Origin of the sequence: Petrotoga sibirica DSM 13575 (assembly GCF_002924625.1) — a bacterium.
GTDB classification, from domain to species: Bacteria; Thermotogota; Thermotogae; order Petrotogales; family Petrotogaceae; genus Petrotoga; species Petrotoga sibirica.
Window position 1 is genome coordinate 183966 of record NZ_JAHC01000032.1, and the last position, 16191, is coordinate 200156.

20 protein-coding genes and 1 pseudogene are annotated in these 16191 nt (G+C 30.4%); 4 read left to right on the forward strand and 17 right to left on the reverse strand.

Annotated features, from left to right (window positions below):
* Positions 1-23: 23 nt before the first annotated feature.
* Positions 24-944: a tyrosine-type recombinase/integrase gene (locus AA80_RS08555; protein WP_103877359.1), complete on the forward strand. Its 921-nt coding sequence runs from the start codon at positions 24-26 to the stop codon at positions 942-944.
* 720 nt (positions 945-1664) lie between these two features.
* Here AA80_RS08555 and AA80_RS10525 read toward each other — a convergent pair.
* The 17 genes and pseudogenes from AA80_RS10525 to AA80_RS10270 form a co-directional block, all read right to left on the reverse strand.
* Positions 1665-1814 (reverse strand): annotated as a pseudogene (locus AA80_RS10525) (ISL3 family transposase); the annotation flags it as partial.
* Positions 1815-1949: 135 nt separating this feature from the next.
* A complete protein-coding gene (locus AA80_RS08560) occupies positions 1950-2648 on the reverse strand; it encodes a PIG-L deacetylase family protein (protein WP_158248415.1) in 699 nt (232 codons plus the stop codon).
* Positions 2649-2685: 37 nt separating this feature from the next.
* Positions 2686-3741 (reverse strand): ribosome small subunit-dependent GTPase A, encoded by a 1056-nt coding sequence (gene rsgA, locus AA80_RS08565; RefSeq protein WP_103877361.1) that lies wholly within the window; start codon positions 3739-3741, stop codon positions 2686-2688.
* Between the two features lie 23 nt (positions 3742-3764).
* Positions 3765-5015 (reverse strand): MFS transporter, encoded by a 1251-nt coding sequence (locus AA80_RS08570; RefSeq protein WP_103067432.1) that lies wholly within the window; start codon positions 5013-5015, stop codon positions 3765-3767.
* 319 nt (positions 5016-5334) lie between these two features.
* Positions 5335-6387 carry a glycosyltransferase family 4 protein gene (locus AA80_RS08575; RefSeq protein ID WP_103877362.1) on the reverse strand — a complete coding sequence of 351 codons (1053 nt, stop codon included), beginning with the start codon at positions 6385-6387 and terminating at the stop codon, positions 5335-5337.
* Positions 6368-6946 carry a hypothetical protein gene (locus tag AA80_RS08580; protein ID WP_134079999.1) on the reverse strand — a complete coding sequence of 193 codons (579 nt, stop codon included), beginning with the start codon at positions 6944-6946 and terminating at the stop codon, positions 6368-6370. The genes AA80_RS08575 and AA80_RS08580 overlap by 20 nt, the downstream gene beginning before the upstream one ends.
* Entirely contained in the window at positions 6943-7509 is a 567-nt protein-coding gene (locus AA80_RS08585; RefSeq protein WP_103877364.1) for a B12-binding domain-containing radical SAM protein, read from the reverse strand. Before AA80_RS08585 ends, AA80_RS08580 begins: the two co-directional genes overlap by 4 nt.
* A 50-nt stretch (positions 7510-7559) precedes the next feature.
* Positions 7560-7955, reverse strand: coding sequence for a cobalamin-dependent protein (locus tag AA80_RS08590; RefSeq protein ID WP_103877365.1), 396 nt, complete (start codon positions 7953-7955; stop codon positions 7560-7562).
* Between the two features lie 21 nt (positions 7956-7976).
* The gene (locus AA80_RS08595) at positions 7977-9005 is read right to left on the reverse strand and encodes a radical SAM protein (protein ID WP_103877366.1); all 1029 of its coding nucleotides are present in this window, start codon (positions 9003-9005) and stop codon (positions 7977-7979) included.
* 81 nt (positions 9006-9086) lie between these two features.
* A complete protein-coding gene (locus AA80_RS08600) occupies positions 9087-9689 on the reverse strand; it encodes a phytoene/squalene synthase family protein (protein WP_103877367.1) in 603 nt (200 codons plus the stop codon).
* 176 nt (positions 9690-9865) lie between these two features.
* On the reverse strand, positions 9866-10426 hold the full coding sequence (locus tag AA80_RS08605) for a phytoene desaturase family protein (protein WP_134080000.1): 561 nt from the start codon (positions 10424-10426) through the stop codon (positions 9866-9868).
* Positions 10427-10746: 320 nt separating this feature from the next.
* Complete coding sequence (locus tag AA80_RS08610; RefSeq protein WP_103877369.1) at positions 10747-10980, reverse strand: NAD(P)-binding protein; 234 nt, start codon at positions 10978-10980, stop codon at positions 10747-10749.
* A 260-nt stretch (positions 10981-11240) separates the two neighbouring features.
* Entirely contained in the window at positions 11241-11921 is a 681-nt protein-coding gene (locus AA80_RS08615; RefSeq protein WP_103877370.1) for a hypothetical protein, read from the reverse strand.
* Positions 11922-12142: 221 nt separating this feature from the next.
* A complete protein-coding gene (locus AA80_RS08620) occupies positions 12143-12601 on the reverse strand; it encodes an integrase core domain-containing protein (protein ID WP_304465922.1) in 459 nt (152 codons plus the stop codon).
* Positions 12602-12666: 65 nt separating this feature from the next.
* Positions 12667-13071, reverse strand: coding sequence for a transposase (locus tag AA80_RS10530; RefSeq protein WP_134080004.1), 405 nt, complete (start codon positions 13069-13071; stop codon positions 12667-12669).
* Positions 13055-13363, reverse strand: coding sequence for a transposase (locus tag AA80_RS08625; protein ID WP_103877372.1), 309 nt, complete (start codon positions 13361-13363; stop codon positions 13055-13057). The genes AA80_RS10530 and AA80_RS08625 overlap by 17 nt, the downstream gene beginning before the upstream one ends.
* Positions 13364-13466: 103 nt before the next feature.
* Positions 13467-13577, reverse strand: coding sequence for an ATP-binding protein (locus AA80_RS10270; protein WP_244903572.1), 111 nt, complete (start codon positions 13575-13577; stop codon positions 13467-13469).
* 280 nt (positions 13578-13857) lie between these two features.
* Here AA80_RS10270 and AA80_RS08635 point away from each other — a divergent pair, with 280 nt between their 5' ends.
* From AA80_RS08635 to AA80_RS08645, 3 genes are read left to right on the forward strand one after another with little or no spacing between them, the layout of a single operon-like run.
* A complete protein-coding gene (locus AA80_RS08635) occupies positions 13858-14157 on the forward strand; it encodes a nucleotidyltransferase family protein (RefSeq protein WP_103877398.1) in 300 nt (99 codons plus the stop codon).
* Positions 14158-14206: 49 nt separating this feature from the next.
* Positions 14207-14812 carry a TetR/AcrR family transcriptional regulator gene (locus AA80_RS08640; RefSeq protein ID WP_103877373.1) on the forward strand — a complete coding sequence of 202 codons (606 nt, stop codon included), beginning with the start codon at positions 14207-14209 and terminating at the stop codon, positions 14810-14812.
* 41 nt (positions 14813-14853) lie between these two features.
* Positions 14854-16170: a D-alanyl-D-alanine carboxypeptidase/D-alanyl-D-alanine-endopeptidase gene (locus tag AA80_RS08645; RefSeq protein WP_169960605.1), complete on the forward strand. Its 1317-nt coding sequence runs from the start codon at positions 14854-14856 to the stop codon at positions 16168-16170.
* Positions 16171-16191 lie beyond the last annotated feature (21 nt).

Sequence of the window (16191 nt, forward strand, 5' to 3'; positions counted from 1 at the left end):
ACACCTTATTGGGGGAAAAAACTATGATGGATATCAATAGTACATTTGATTCCACAAAAGATAAAGGGAAAATTGAAGGGTATATCTCAGAATTTTTATCATATCTGAAATTCGTCAAGCGAAGGGCAGACTCAACCATATATGAATACAAGAAAATATTGAATGGATATAAAAAGTTCGTTCAAATATACGGACTGAATCGAGGATGCTTTCTTAAATATCTTGAAGAGATCTCAAATTTATCTCAAAGAACGATAAAACTTAGGATAGTTGTTTTAAAATCCTTTTTGAACTATCTATACGAAAATGGAGAAATATCTGGAAAAAAATATTGGAAAGATGCAAACGCAAAGATTCCAAGTGACGTTCCCAAAGGTTTGACAGAAAATCAAATAAAAGTTTTTTTCTCCGTTATTGAAGATAAATTCGACAAAACTTTCTACTCATTGTTGTTAAAAACGGGTTTAAGAATTTCAGAAGCCTTATCGTTAGAAAAGGAGCAGATTATTTTTTATAACGATCATGCTGAACTTGTTATAAATGGAAAAGGGAACAGAGTAAGATATCTTAAAATATCCAAACAATACGCAGAACAGTTAATAACCTTTGCAGAAAAAAACACCTCGAAGGGGGGTCAAGGTAAGAAGTATATCTTTTCAAATGGCAACGATATCCCCATATCTTCTAGAACTATGGAAAGAAGATTTCAAGATTACGTTATAAAAGCCAACAAAAAGATCGATCAATTGAGGATAAACGGTTATAACAATATAAATTATATTAATGCAACACCTCATGCTCTAAGGCACACATGCGCAAAAAGGCTTTTGAATTCTGGAAAAAATTTGGAGGAAGTGCGATATATACTTGGACATACAACCATTTCAACTACCGGAATATACGTTAGATCTGATAGCCATAGTTCAGTTCTGGATCAAATATAATATTGAAAATTCAAAGTTATTTTCCAAAAAAAGTTCCCCGTTAAGTTGGGGAACTTTTTGATAAAATTTTATAAAAAAATATTTTTTTGTTTATTATATATTGAGCTTTACATTGTATAGTAGCTTTGCAAGAGTATAAGGTATTTGTTATTAAATAACTATTTTATAGAATAAAAGAGATATGTTTAATATAAAAATGTTATATAACGTAAAGTAATATTTATAATACATATCGAACTTGGAGAAAAGAAATATAACTAAACATATCAATAGTAAACTAATGATTTAGATTTTTCCAGTGACAAATAAAAAAAGTAGATAATTTATTGAAAGTTAACAAAGACATTCTTGTCGGAAAACCTAAGTTTTCCGACAAGAATGAATTAAACAATCAAATAATACAAATTTTAACCTATGGAATTCTTTATTTATAATAATTACAGTACACCTCTTTGTAAGAAGCCCTGAGAGCCTTTGAATTTTGAAATAAATATAAAAACTAATTTATAAAATTTAACTCTCAAAATTAAGCGTTTTACGAAGACACTTTTCTTTGGAAAGTATTAGATAAAAAATTTTGCCTTCATTAAAGAAGAAAATTTAATTTTTCCTTCTTAATCAGGAAGTCATCTTATATACATTGTATATTTGTATCATTTTGTATATATTCACAAAGCTACACTAACTAACATACTGGTTCTTTCCACTGATTGTTGAACCCTACCCATTATCCTCAAGAAAAAGAACTTTCTGTCTCAACATCTCAAATTTGTTTCTTCCATACATTATCCTTTTGATAACTTTTACTTCATTCACAGAACCTTCTGCTAGTCAATTGTTGTATTCATATATGATAGCATTTCTAACCGCTTAACTATTTCTTCCATTCCCTTCATCCTCTTTTAAGTGATTTTCATCAATTATATTACCAGAGGCTAATCAAGTCAATCGTTGATGAAAAGAACCACTTTTCGTTTAGTAAGTGCAAACAAAAGCTTGTTTAGATTAGAAAACAATATCAAATATATTTTTTATGGTAATTTTTTTATAGGAAATTATTTCTTCTGCGTAATCAGTATTTATTAATGATCCACAATATTTATCTTTAGCAAGAACTTTTTGAAAAATTCGAGTGTTGGAATATGTCTTAACGCGAGAATTATCTTGAATAAGTTGACTTCTATATTTAGACAAAATATTCAATTTCTCTTCAATTACTGAAGATATATCTATAAACATTGATCCCTTTCCATTATACAAGTTTTGAGAATAAAAAAAGACATGTTTACACGTATGCTGTTCGCCCAGCTCAGGATATATGTTTAATCCAGCCTTATATATCGCATTTTTTACTAACAAATAAGACTCCAAATGGTCAGGATGTTCATCAGTATAATGAGAAGTTAAAATAACGCCCGGAGTATACTCTCGTATAATCCGAATAATTCTCTTTTGTTGATCAATAACGGTATGTTGAATATTAGCATCTTCAAAAAATAGACATTTTGTACTAATATTTTTATACCTATTTTCCACAAATTTAGATTCTTTAAGTCTTTCAATTTTATCGCCGTTACTTGAATGCTCCCCAGCACTCAAATTGATGATTTTAATTTTATATTCATTAGCATGAAGTAAAATAAAACCACCGATGGAAATTTCTGCATCGTCTGGATGGGGAGAAAAGATAAGAATGTTTATCAAAAATATGTCACCTCCTTTCCTCTGCTTGAATAAATTTTTATTTTCTCCTTTTGCTCTTTTTCATTTTTTCTCGCTCTTCTATTTCTTTATTTCTTTTCTTATTGATGTTGAAGTCTATCTTACTTTTCATAAAATTCTCTTCTCGTTTTAACTTAATGAAATTTTTATATCTATCCTCACTTATTATTCCGTCTTTTACCCCTTTTAATACAGCACATCCTTTTTCAACTGTGTGGGTGCAATTCCTAAATTTGCAATGTAAACTCAATTCTTCGATGTCTGAAAAAGCGCTGTTTGAATTGTAACTACTCCATAAAGAAACCGAACTTAAGCCAGGGGTATCTATTATACATCCTAATCCTTCTCCGAGATAAATAAGTTTTCTGAAGGTTGTAGTATGTTTGCCTCTTTGAGTTTTTTTACTAATTTCTCTTGTTTTGAATATCTCTTTACCAGCAATGTGATTGATTAAGGTTGATTTACCAACACCGGATGAACCTATAATTACGGAAGTAGTTCCTTCAAGTAAGTAAGGAAGAAGTAATTTTATGCTAGAATCTTCGTAGATACTTGTTGCTATCACTTCAAGATTAGGATAAAGTTCCTTTATTTTTTTAATATTCTTTTCAACATTTTCTGCAAGGTCTTTCTTCGTAAGCACAAGAAGGCTCTTAGAATTTGGCCAAGAGAAAGCATATAGATATTTTTCCAATAATCGTAAGCTAAAATTCTCATCAGTTGACATACAAAAAATTATATAATCCACGTTACAGGCAATAATTTGTTCTGAAAATTGTTTACCCCTCATTTTCCTGGAGATCCTATTTTTTCTTCGAAAAAGGTGATCAATTAAAACTTCTTTTTCATTACCTGTATATTGAATAGAAACCCAATCTCCCACATATGGGAATTCTTTTGCATCTTCAATTTCATAGCTGTATCTCCCTTTAAGTTTCCCAATCAATTCACCCTTTGGTGTCATAACAAGATAATTTTCTTTACTGACAAAGGTGATTCTACCAATATTATCATTAATTGGACTATCTCTAAAAAAATTAAAATAACCATATTTCTTCATTATTTCTTCAACCATTAAAAATCCTCCTTATTACAAATTCATTCTTTTGGTTTTGCTATGTCTTTTAAAATAGAGGCTGATAAAAAGTACATTAAGAAAAATCCTCCTGCTGATAATATTAATGTCCAGTAAATAGGATAAAAATCATTCATAATTCCATATATCATCTGTCCAAGAGGAATAGAGATAGTAGCAAGAAGATTGACTATGGAGATAACCCTTCCTAAAAATTTAATTGAGACTAATGTTTTAAACATAACTGATGATGCGATATTCATAATTTCTATTATGGCAACAATTATACCGCTAGCTATGCATAAGATAATTATTGTTGAAAGTTGACCGAGAATTTGAAAGTAATTGAAAATGACAATGGTGGCTAAGACTGTAAAACCAATAGTAATTCCGAAGATTAAGGGAGGTAATAAATTAGCGGCGTCTTCTTTTTTTAGTAATTTCATGGCTATAAATGGAGCTATTAAAACCATCACCGATAAAATAGCCTCGTAACCACCAAATACTATATCAGAGACATTCAATTTATTTCTTAAAAAAAACACTAAGCTTATGTTGAAAGCGGAGGTGAGGAAAAAGTTTGTCAGTGGAGCGAGGATTACTAATTTTCTTAAGAATGGTTCTTTTTTTACAAGGTTAACCCCATCTAAAAAATCTTTCCAAATTGTATTTTTAACGTTTTCTTCACCATCTTTAATATCCTGAGTATGCATAAAAAGAAGAAGCACAGATCCGAGGAATGATATAACGCCTGCCATTATTAGTCCTACACCTACTCCAATGGTGGCATAGAACGTTGCTGCTAAAAGAGGACCAATAATCCCCACTATCCCTTCATCAATATCTGCAAAAGAGGTTGCCACACCTATTTCTTCTTTTTTTACTATAAGGGGTATTATTCCAACGGATGAGCTGCTATAAAATGTTTCAAATGTTTCCAATAATATGACTAATACATAGATTATCCAAATAGTTAAAATAATTCCTGATTCATGAAGTATTCCAAATAAAGCTATTGTGACTCCTGAACAAAGCCCTAAAAAAAACATCCAGTTTCTTCTGTCGAAACGATCCCCAAAAACTCCTGCAATGGGGGAAAATAACAATCTTGGAAAGATAGTTATGGATAGCATAGTTGCAAAAAGAGTAGCAGAACCTGTTGTATCCAAAACATACAATGAAAGCATAAATTGAACAATGTTGCTTGCTGCCATAGTAAAAGCACTGCTAAACCAATAGAACATATAATTCCTGTTGTGAAATAATTCTTTCAACTTTTAGACCTCCTAAAAAGTACGTGTATAAGCAATTGAGTAACTTTTTATATCCCATCGGATCTTAAAAAGAGACTCATCTTTTTAGAAAGGTCTATTTTTAAAAACCGAAGGGATAGCCGACTTTCGAATATTTGCTATTAGTACACATAATATATTCATATTCAGCATAGAACCACCCCTTTTTCGGTTTTTATTCAAACTTAGATATATTATACAACGTTTTTCCCTATGAACTTATTTCAGATGTTGTTTCCTTATTTTTTCTGTAGCAACTCTTTTCGGTACAAGAAAACCTTACATATTGTACTCTTTGCAATTAACTCTGCTCAAGTACTTCAACCAAATTGGTAGTTTCAAATCGTTTGGAATTTTGTAAAGCCTTTTCTTTATAATATGAGTATTTACTTGGATCATATAATAGCAATTTTACTTTTTCTAACCATTCTTGAATATCTTCGGGATTTTCTACAGTCATTTGTTCATTGCCAGCTGCTTCTGGTATACCTCCAATATGACTAGCTAAAATCGGTATTGAATTTATATTAGCTTCTACTATTCCTCTTCCAAAACCTTCCTTACACAAAGAAGGGAGGAGATAAATTTTGCCAGTTTCATATATCTTTTTTATATCTTGTTGTCTTTGTTTTAATGTAATATTAGGAATGCTATCAATTTCTTGTTGATATTTCAAAGGTGCAGGTCCCCAAGTTTCATAAATAACAAACTCTTCATTTTTGAAAATCTTGGCAAGAGATAATATTATTTCTATGCCCTTAACTTTGATAGGATTAAAAAAAAGTATTCGCTTTTTTTTATATTTTACAGATAAAGATTTATATTTTTGTTGAGGAAATAAAGGATAAACAACTGTTGTTTTTGATTGAAGCTCACTAGGTAAACGGTTACGAATGTCATTTGAAATGCATATAATTCTTGAAACAGTATTTGACCGAAGTACATCGAACTCATTATTTGAAATTATCATATTTTCTGAAGAAATGTGACTGTGAAAAAAATAAATAATTTTACATCCTTTTTCTACCGCATATCTACTTAATTCATATAATCCGTTTAATTGAGAAAATATAATATCTGGTTTATATTTATTAATAAGTGGCAAAGCATAATAATAAAAATTTTCTCTATTAGGGGAAAAGCATCTTCCAAAGACATTATTCACTTCTTCGTATTTTCCTTTTATAATTTTTTCATATTGCTTAGTATACAAATAATACCTTTCATTACAATTAATAGTTAACACATTGTAGCCCAACATCGCCAAAAACTCCAAAAAATCATTCATTGTTTCTTCTGCGCCCGATAATTGATAAGGAGGGAAACTGTTTGAATTACAAAATAGGATTTTCATTTTTGTATTTAATAGCTCCTTTAGCAACAGCAAATTCAATCATTCTTCCTACATATTCATAAATGCTTTCTAAACAACAAGTATAATTATTGATACATAAAATTCTATCGCAAAGATCTTGTATAATGCCTCTATTTTCCGCCACCTCGTTAAAAATCTTAGCAAATTTTTCTGTATTTATCTTGTCCAATAAAGTGGCAACTTCATTTTTATGAATCACATAATCAATTTGAGAAAATAAAAGTTGTATTGATAGCGTCTTACCATTCACCCTAAAATTTTCTAAGGAACTATTCAAAAAGCTATAAGGAATAAAATTCAAAAAAATAGCATGTTTGTATTCGAGATTATTACTTAAAATCACTCCTTTCTCACATAAGTTCTCATTGAATTTTGTACCTAAGAAAGGTGTTGCAAAGTAACGAGAATAAATAAACAAAGATTTTTTCTTTTTATATTTTTTTAAGGATTCGTAAGTCTCAAAAAGAGTTTTCATTGTTTCTCCATCATAAAAACACATAATTAGAAACTCAATCATTTCAAATTCTTTTTCACTCAACAAATTATAAGCTTCAATAAAAGCTGTTTTTTTATTTTTTTATTCATATTATTATATAAATCCTCATTTTGAGTTTCAAAGCCTAATTCAAATCCTTTACAACCACATTTTTTCATTCTTTCTAAAAGATGCCTATTTTTGCAAATGATTTCAGGCCTTGATAAACATATCCAATTGAACTTTAGCCTTTCTTTCTCAATTAGCCAAAGGAATTCATCCATCCATGTATCGCTAAATAATAAGTTATCATCATAAAAGTGATAATCAGAAATGTTATATTTTTCAATTTCTTTCTTAATTTCGTTAAACACTAAATGTGGTGATCTATACCTAACCGTCGTACCCCAAGTTAGATGGGTGGAACAAAAATCACATTTATACAGGCAACCTCTGGAAGCCATGATTGGTAAAGCATGTGAAGCTTTATTAATGTGGATATTCTCATTGTATCGTGTTAAATCAAAAATTTCCCAATTAGGAATTCCATATTTGTCAACATCATCTGAAAGATATATACATTTTTTTATATTTTCTCTTTCAGCTTGATCATATTTGGAGTTCATAACGATATTAGGAGGGTACTCCAGATTTTTGCATTCAAAAAAGACTTTTTTCAGTATTTTTCTAATGCTTCCTCGCCTTCACCGATGACGGAAAAATCGGCGCCACATTTTATAAACAGTTCAGGATCGACACTTACATGATTCCCACCACAAATAATTATTGGAGAAATATTCTTTTTGATTTTTTGAATAATATCTAAAGATTGAACTACTTGCATTGTTTTTACTGTTATAGCTAATGCATCTGGTCTTATTTCACAAATTCTTTTTGAAATTTCATCAGTAGATAATTCGTCAGGCAACGCATCAAGCAAAAAGCACTTTACTGAATTGCCAAAAACTTTATTAATATAAGAAAATAACATCGCTATCCCTAAGTGTGGAGGCTTATAAGTTTCCATTCCTTCAAATGGTGGTCTAACAAAAACCATTTTAATTTTTCTCAATTTATGTTCCCTTCCTTAAAATCAATTATAATTAATATGTCGGTAATATTTTTTGATCTTATTATCTAATAATTTACATAACTTACTTTTTTTAAATTCATCATATGAACACACCCCAAATTTTTCGCTCATTGTTAAAAAGTATTCAAATACCGCATACTCTATATGCATAAAGAAAAATAGATCTAATCTATTTTCTCCAGAATCAGGTTCTTTTTCGCTTATTGAAAGTACGAGTGAACTAAGAGATACATCATATTCATTTTGAAACTGACACATAGCATGATATAAACTCGATACGTCACTATTTACGAATTTAGGCACACTTTTACCATGTATGCTACCTTCATAAAATTGATGATATTTATTATAATAAGTAGTACCATAAAAAGGTATTAATGTTTGATATAAATTTTCTCTTGTATCATAATTGCAAAGATTGTTATTTTTCAAAAAATCAAACGAAATTCGAATATCTCTAAGAGATTCCAATGCCTCAAACATGATTATAAAAACGCTTATGTCAATATTACAACTTCTTAGAATATCAATAGCTTTTTGGTTTATTTTGTTATCAGTTTGTTTATTATAACGATTCAAGACCTCGTTGCTATTTGATTCTATACCTAAACTAATATGAAGCTTCCCACTATTTGCCAGCTCTATTATAGTTGTTTTATTATTAACTATTTGATCACTTCTCGTTTGAAAACTAATTTCTATGTTCGGATATAGTTTCCTTAGTTCTTCAATTATTCTTTTAGCTCTTAATGGATTTACAAAAAAATTATCATCAATAAAACTCACACATCTATATTTTAATTTTCCAAACTCTAACTTACATTCAGCCAAAACGTTTTCTACAGAGCGTGCTAACCAATAATTGCTTTTACAATTTACACAATAAGAGCAATTATCTAATCCCCAAGGCGAAAATTTTTCTACTATCGTAGCGATAAAAGCAAGCGAGATAGATAGAGTCACTATAGATGTGTTTCCGGCAAAATTAGCTACTATGAAAGCAACTATAAAAGAAACAATGTGAGACAATTATATTCATTTTCTCTCACAGCATCTAAGTTAGCATTATATAATTTCGCAGAAACTAGTACTGGTTTCTTTGAGTCATCATCAAATATTGTCAATAAGAGTGCAAAAATCATCATACATTTTCTGGGCTTCTTTAGCTTCAAATTCCCACATTTTTATAAAATTTTCATTTATGCTTTTGTATTTTAAATCTTTTGGCGAGTAGTTAAACTTCTTCATTACTTCAACAGGAATATATATTCTCCCATTATCAAAGTCTTCTCCTATATCCCTCAAAATATTTGTTATCCGCATCGCTTCCCCGAGCCTTATTTTATTAGTATCTATAAAATCAATATTTTTAGAAGCCAATATAGGAAGCAACATTTTTCCGACAGTTCCAGCAACATAATAACAATATTCTAAAAGTTCATCCTGAGTTTCTGGTTGAGTAAAATTAATATCCATTTTCTGCCCAACAATCATTTCATAAAACGGGGTAATATCCATATTATATTTTTCAAAGACATTTTTTAGAGCCCTCCATAAAGGTTCATTGGGAGTTTTACCATTGTCAAAATCAATTAATTTATTTTCTAATTCTTTCAATTTTTCAGGAGAATCATAGACATCAACCGCATCGTCAGCTACCCTACAGTATGCATAAACGGCATATATTGCATTGGCATTTTCTTCGTTTAACAGAGAAAAGGCTTTATAAAAGGTTTCTGAATTTTTTTTACTATGCTCTCACAATATTTATAATCTTCTTTTATACTAATTTGTTTCATTTTATATTTTTTATCATCATTTTCTAACCCCTTTTTCATCTTTATTTTATTGTAAACAATTTTTTTGTATTCAATTATTTCTTCTTTTGTTCACTTTCTTTTTCTTGTTTTTAGTTCTGGAATTGGAGTAAGTATATAGAGTACCTCTTTACCTTCTGGAGCTAATGACGGGTCTTCTTTTGTAGGAATATAAATATAAATTGAAGGATCCTTGGGATCTGTCCCTTGAAAGATATCTGATAAGTTCTTTTCAAAATCATCTGCAAACACAATATTGTGCAACCTGGTGTCATCACTAACTTTTTTATTCAACCCAAGATACATCAGAAATGCTGAACTTGAATAAACCATTTCATCAATTTTTTTATCGGTGTATTTGCCTTTATCCTTTTCTCTTTTTATAAGATTTTTCATAGCATATGGAAAATCTGCATCAACCAAAACATAATCAGCCTTTATAGTCTCTCCATTTACTTTGATTCCTTCAACTTTTTTGCTATTTACAAAAAGTTCTTGGACTTCAGAATTCAAATGTATTTTCCCACCTAATTCTTTAAAAAGTCTTGCCATTGATGTAGCCATAGTGTACATCCCACCTTGAATATATACCACACTCCGTAAACTGTTTCTATCATAGGAATTATAGTATATATATAAGGCCCATCATGTGGAGAAATACCGATGTAAAGTGTTTGGAAACTCAACATTTTCATTAATCTATCATCTTCAACAAATTTAGAAATTTAATTATATGCGTTGTTGAACGTTTTTAATCTAAATGAATTTAACAAAGTTTTTAGATTATAAAAATCTTTAACATCCCTAAAAGATTTTTCTATGAAATGTTCTTTTGCTACTAGATATCTTTTATAGGTTTGAGTTAAGTATTTATAATAACCCAAAGTATCTTTGTAACTTATTCCTTCAAGAAAATTTGATAAATCAGATAGATCAGTCGAAACATCAATTGATTAGTCTCTTGTATACTGTCTAGAATAAATGGGATTTAATTTCTTCATAGGAATATAATCATCTGGATTTTTTCCAACCCGCTTGAAAACTTCTTTATATACGTCTGGCATCATTACAATAGTTGGCCCCATATCAAATTTAAAGCCATTTTCTTCAATCTGGTACATTCTACAGCCAACTTTGGGATTTTCTTCATATATTTCTACATCATATCCATTATTTTGAAGCCTTATAGCACTTGCCCTGCTGTGCCAGCTCCTACAATGATAACTTTCTTTGACATAAAATTTCCCTCCTCAACATTTTTTTGAGTACCTTCAAGAAATTCTAAAAAAATCAATCAAAGGTATTTTAAATAAGGATCAGGGAGTTATTTAGCTCTATTGAGTATAATTATAAAAATCGTTTTTTTAAATTAATTGTTAAAAAGTAATAAGTTTTTATGTTTTATTGAAATCCAACAAAAAATTTAGTATATTGTTCCGTTTAGTTATCAAAAAACTTTTATTCTCGTTGCAAGTCCTAAAACAATATTAATATCTTCAATTAAAGCTATTGGACTGCTGATCTCATTTTGAAAAGATAAACCAGCGTATAAATTTAACCCATCAAAAATCCATATTTTATTCTTAAAATCCTGTACTCCATAAAAAGAAACCATGTAATTTTCAATAGAAAAATCATCATTAAAACCGATAGCGCCTTCTATATTTAAATAACTGTCTGATGAATCTTCTTTTATGATATTAACACTTGTTTTTGCAAAAGCTCCAAAGTTTCTAGAGATCATATGATCATTTGAGTTCACGCCCCATGCTGTTTCCTCATAATAAATAGCTCCAAAATCAAAATAGATAAAGTCGGCATCGTACCCTAATGCTGAAAAGACTGATGATTGGTTGTTGAATGTATTTGAATACCCGAGACTGAATTTCACTGGCACACCATTTAACTCATTAAACCCCCCTTTTATATATGCCCCGTTGTTAACTTGCGAAACTCCCGTTTCCATAAATCCAAACAGGCTCCATCTCAACCCCCATGCGGGATTAAATGTATCTATATAAATAAATCCTTCCTCAATAACCCCAGCTTCAGGGGTTAAAAAAGAAACAGAAAAGACAGATAAACCAACAGTAAAAATCACTAACAACGAAATAACTAATTTTTTCACTTCCTTCACCTCCATACATATAAATAATACTGTCTTCAGAAACTCTAAAACATGCAATGTAACCAAAGTTTAATGCCTACAATACCAAAGAATTATCTCCTCTTTATATAATTTTTTTGATACCAAAAATTTGCTACTAAATAACTATAATTACTATTAATTCTCACGAATAGTATAAACTTATTGTTTTGGATTAACCTGTTGATAATCGCTGCTGTCGACTATTTTCGTTCTTTTAGAGAATATTTGGAGATGGCTTCAGCCTTACCAGTATACATTTCCTCAGGTGTTACAAAACCTATCCCCTGATGAAGTCTCCGGTAATTATAGTAGTTAATAAAGGCATCTATTTCCTTCCTGGCTACGAGTATATTGGGATAATGGTCTTTTAAGTATACATGTTCATATTTTAGTGTTTTATGAAATACCTCTATTCTTCCGTTAGTCTCAGGATGTCTTACAGCTGTTCTTACATGCTTTATACCCAGCTTTTTAAGGTATTTCTTAAAACTTTTAGAGGTTGGTTGTGTACCGTTATCTGTTATTAAAATAGATTTCTTGGATTTGTCCAATAGATTTGCTTTTAATAAAGCATAATCTATTACCCTTTCCCAGTCTTTAGATGTCATAGTATATGTAAGTTCATGATGTATTATCTTTCTCGAGTATTTCTCGAGTATTTATCGAGTACAGAAATCAAATAACAAAAGCCTTTACCAACGGGTATGTAGGTAATATCGCTGTGTCATACCTGATTTGGTCCAGTTACCTTTAACTCTCTCTTGGTTATTTCACGTTTCTTTATCCTGTGAGTTCTTATCAGGTTATTTTCTTTAAGAACCCTATATACAGAAGAAGGTGATACGTATGCTACATTCTCCCTTATCATCATATATGCCAGTTTTCTATGGCTGATAGTTGGGTGTTCAAGGGCAAATTCAACTATAGCCTCTTTCTCTTCAGTAAGTAATGAATGAGCTCTTAAAGGTTTCTTTACTTCCTTTTCTCTTAACCATCTGTAGTATCTATTAGGATTAAGCTTTAATACTTTACATGTTTTATATACGGGCCATTTTGTCTCCTGAATAAGCTTTATAAGGGCTTGTTTAATCTGCGGTGAAAAATGTTTGCCTTTAAGAGAGCCGGACAGGCCTAGTCCACTTTTTTTTGAGAATTTGGTTTTCTATGGATAAGTCCACAATGGTCTTTTCAAGCTTTTTAACCTGGTCCTCAAGTTCTTTAATTCTTGGATCTTCCTTAGGCTTATTACCGTTAGCCTTCAGGCCTTCCAGACCGCCGTTCATAAATTGGTCAGTCCATCTTTGAAGGTCAGAAGGATATATATTATACTGACGGCATATTTCGGCTTTCTTAATATCACCGCGAAGACCTTCTAGAACAATATTCATTTTCTCTTCCGGTGTAAATCTTCTTTTTGGCATGGTAATTCCCTCCTACTGAATCTATTTTACCGTTAGTCCAGGGATATTACCATGAAATATTAGTTTTAAAATTCTCTGATTTTACACCAATGGTTCAGAAACATTATAGGAACATGAGTTTTGTAGCTAAGTCGGATAACTGCACGTATCCTAGTTCATCAATTTTCAGTAAGTCTACTTTGCTTAACTTTTTTAGATCTTCGTTAGCTCTCATTCTTCTGCATTGTCAACTAATTTGTAAAAAAACAAAAATATTATATAATTGTATTATACCATCTTTATCAACTTTTTCCCTTCTGTACAATTTTTTTCGACCAAACTCATTATGTAGGATTTTGGTGATAGTAGTAACTTTTCCTTTTACGGACACTTATTTTTGACGCACTTTTCATTTAATAAGTGCATTTTTTCTTATCCTCAAAGAATGATATAATATAAAATGATTCTTAAAGTTGATATTGAAAGAACAAAAAAGTGAAGAAGGTGAAATACAAATGGAAAGTTTAGGTTTGGAAGAAATAATTCAAACTCTAAGAAGCTTAAAGAAACAAATTGAGGAAAATTACAAAGCTGAAATTATAGGAATCTTTGGGTCTTACGCCCGAAGAGAAGAGAAAAGTGATAGTGACTTGGATATAATAGTTAGATTCGAAGAAGGAGCAACTTTGTTCGATTTAGCAGGATTATCAATTTTCTTACGGAAAAATCTGAATGTTAAAGTTGATGTTGTTTCAGATAGAGCTATAAGAGAAGAGTTAAAAGATAAAATATTAAAAGAAGCTATATTAATATGAAAAGAGACTACACTCTTTTTTTTAAAATTTTATAAGTTGGAGAAGATGTATGGCTAAAAGGCAAAAAACTACAAAAAAAAATACAAAATATAAAATTGAAGTTTTAATCGATTTGGCAAAGAGGGAACTACTCAATCACGGCATCACTAACTTCAATTATGAAAAGGTTATCTACGATGCCAAACTCAGCAAATCGACTGTTTATAAAAAGTTTGGAAAAAAGGATGAATTCATAATTTTTATTATTAAGAGTTTATTGGACGATTTCTTCACCCCTTTTAAAAAATACGTAGATAATTTTCACACTTTCCACGAAGTGCTTGAGTATCTATCAAACTTAAACTTCGATGTTCAATCTCTAATGAAAGAGTATCCTATAGATGATTTATTTGAACATCCTCACATTACTTCCATCATAAACGATTACTACTATCAACGTTTTGGTAAGGTAATCATAGAAAAGATTGCTGAGTTTCAAAATGCTGGACAAATAAGAAAGGATATCGAAGCTAAATACATCTTAGAATTTCTTACTTCTGTTACCAAAGGTATGGGTATGATGCTCAAAGACCATGATTTCAAAGAAGTTATAGGTAATTATACAAAGTTAATCGAAACCGCCTTAGCTTACAAAATAAATTCTGAAAAGGAGTGAATAATATTAAATCCAAAAATCACTTAAGATCTAGTAATTTTTTGACCGTCTTGAGTCTCACAATCTTTATTTTAGTTTTTTTTAATGTCAGTACAGTTGTCATAGCTGCTCCTATTTCGAGTAGGGTTCCAATTGCAAGAGATAATGAAGATTCCTCAAAAATACAAATAATAGAACCGTCTAAAATTGTTGAACCTGTACCCAAACCTGTTCCCACAATTCCACCTTCAAACACAATAACTCCCCAAATCCAAAATGAATTAATTTCAAAATTGGAAACTTTTCAAGGATTCGTTGGGTTTGAATTGAGAGATCTTGGCACCATTGAAGTTCTTTTCGACTACAATTCAGATAAATTATTCATCCCTGCCTCAAACACAAAATTAATTACCGCCCTCGTTGCCTTGGAAAGTCTAGGGAATAATTACAAATTTGAAACTAAAATATACCATACAGGGGAAATATCACCCCATTTCAGAGGAAATCTGTATATAAAAGGATATGGAGACCCCGTTTTAACTTCTTTACAATATAAAGAATTGCTAAAAAGGGCGACGGTAGATAGAGGAATAAAAAGGATATATGGTGATATTATTTTCGATTATTCTTTCATAAATGAAGAAGGTTTCGGGAGAGGCTGGATGTGGGATGACCCTCAACCACAAATAGCTGCAATTAATATTTGGCAAACAAGCCATGAATCTTTTAAATATAAAACAAATTATGAAATAAAAGATTACATAAACTTTCTCACGACATTATTCTTAGAAGAAATAGGTGTTGAATTTCGGGGAGAAATAAGGTATGAAGAAGTGCCTTCTAGCGCTAATCTTATATATTCTAATTATTCTCCACCTCTAATCAATATAATACAAAAAATGTTGGAAACAAGCGATAACCAGATAGCCGAACAGATTTTTAGAAATCTTGGCGCCATTTACGGTAAAGGGAAAATAGAAGATTCCGAAAGTCACTTTCAAAAAGTGATCAAAGAAACCTTAGGGTACGAAACAACCGACTATGTAATTAAAGATGGTTGTGGATTATCGATGTACAACATGTTATCTCCAAAGATGATATCAGATACATTATTTTATTTATATTCAAAGTATCAATCTAATTTGTTTGATTACTTAGCATCACCATACGAAAAAAGCACACTTGAAAATCGTTTTAACTTTGAAATTTATGCGAAAACTGGAACTTTATATTACGATTCTGCCATCAGTGGGATTTTCAAATCAAAAAGTGGAAATTATTACCTTTTCAGCTTAATGGAAAATAACTTTCCCTTTGATGTTTTGAAAGTGAAAGAGTTTGAAAATTCCATAATCAACTATCTCTATGAACACTTATAATAACAAAAGGGGGGAAAATTT

Excerpts from the sequence above, each read along its gene's own strand:
- AA80_RS08635 (WP_103877398.1), top strand. The coding sequence starts at position 13,858 with ATGGAAAGTTTAGGTTTGGAAGAAATAATTCAAACTCTAAGAAGCTTA.
- AA80_RS08625 (WP_103877372.1), bottom strand. The coding sequence starts at position 13,363 with ATGCCAAAAAGAAGATTTACACCGGAAGAGAAAATGAATATTGTTCTA.
- AA80_RS10270 (WP_244903572.1), bottom strand. The coding sequence starts at position 13,577 with ATGAGAGCTAACGAAGATCTAAAAAAGTTAAGCAAAGTAGACTTACTG.
- AA80_RS08585 (WP_103877364.1), bottom strand. The coding sequence starts at position 7,509 with ATGAACTCCAAATATGATCAAGCTGAAAGAGAAAATATAAAAAAATGT.
- AA80_RS08640 (WP_103877373.1), top strand. The coding sequence starts at position 14,207 with ATGGCTAAAAGGCAAAAAACTACAAAAAAAAATACAAAATATAAAATT.
- AA80_RS08555 (WP_103877359.1), top strand. The coding sequence starts at position 24 with ATGATGGATATCAATAGTACATTTGATTCCACAAAAGATAAAGGGAAA.
- rsgA (WP_103877361.1), bottom strand. The coding sequence starts at position 3,741 with ATGGTTGAAGAAATAATGAAGAAATATGGTTATTTTAATTTTTTTAGA.
- AA80_RS08575 (WP_103877362.1), bottom strand. The coding sequence starts at position 6,387 with ATGAAAATCCTATTTTGTAATTCAAACAGTTTCCCTCCTTATCAATTA.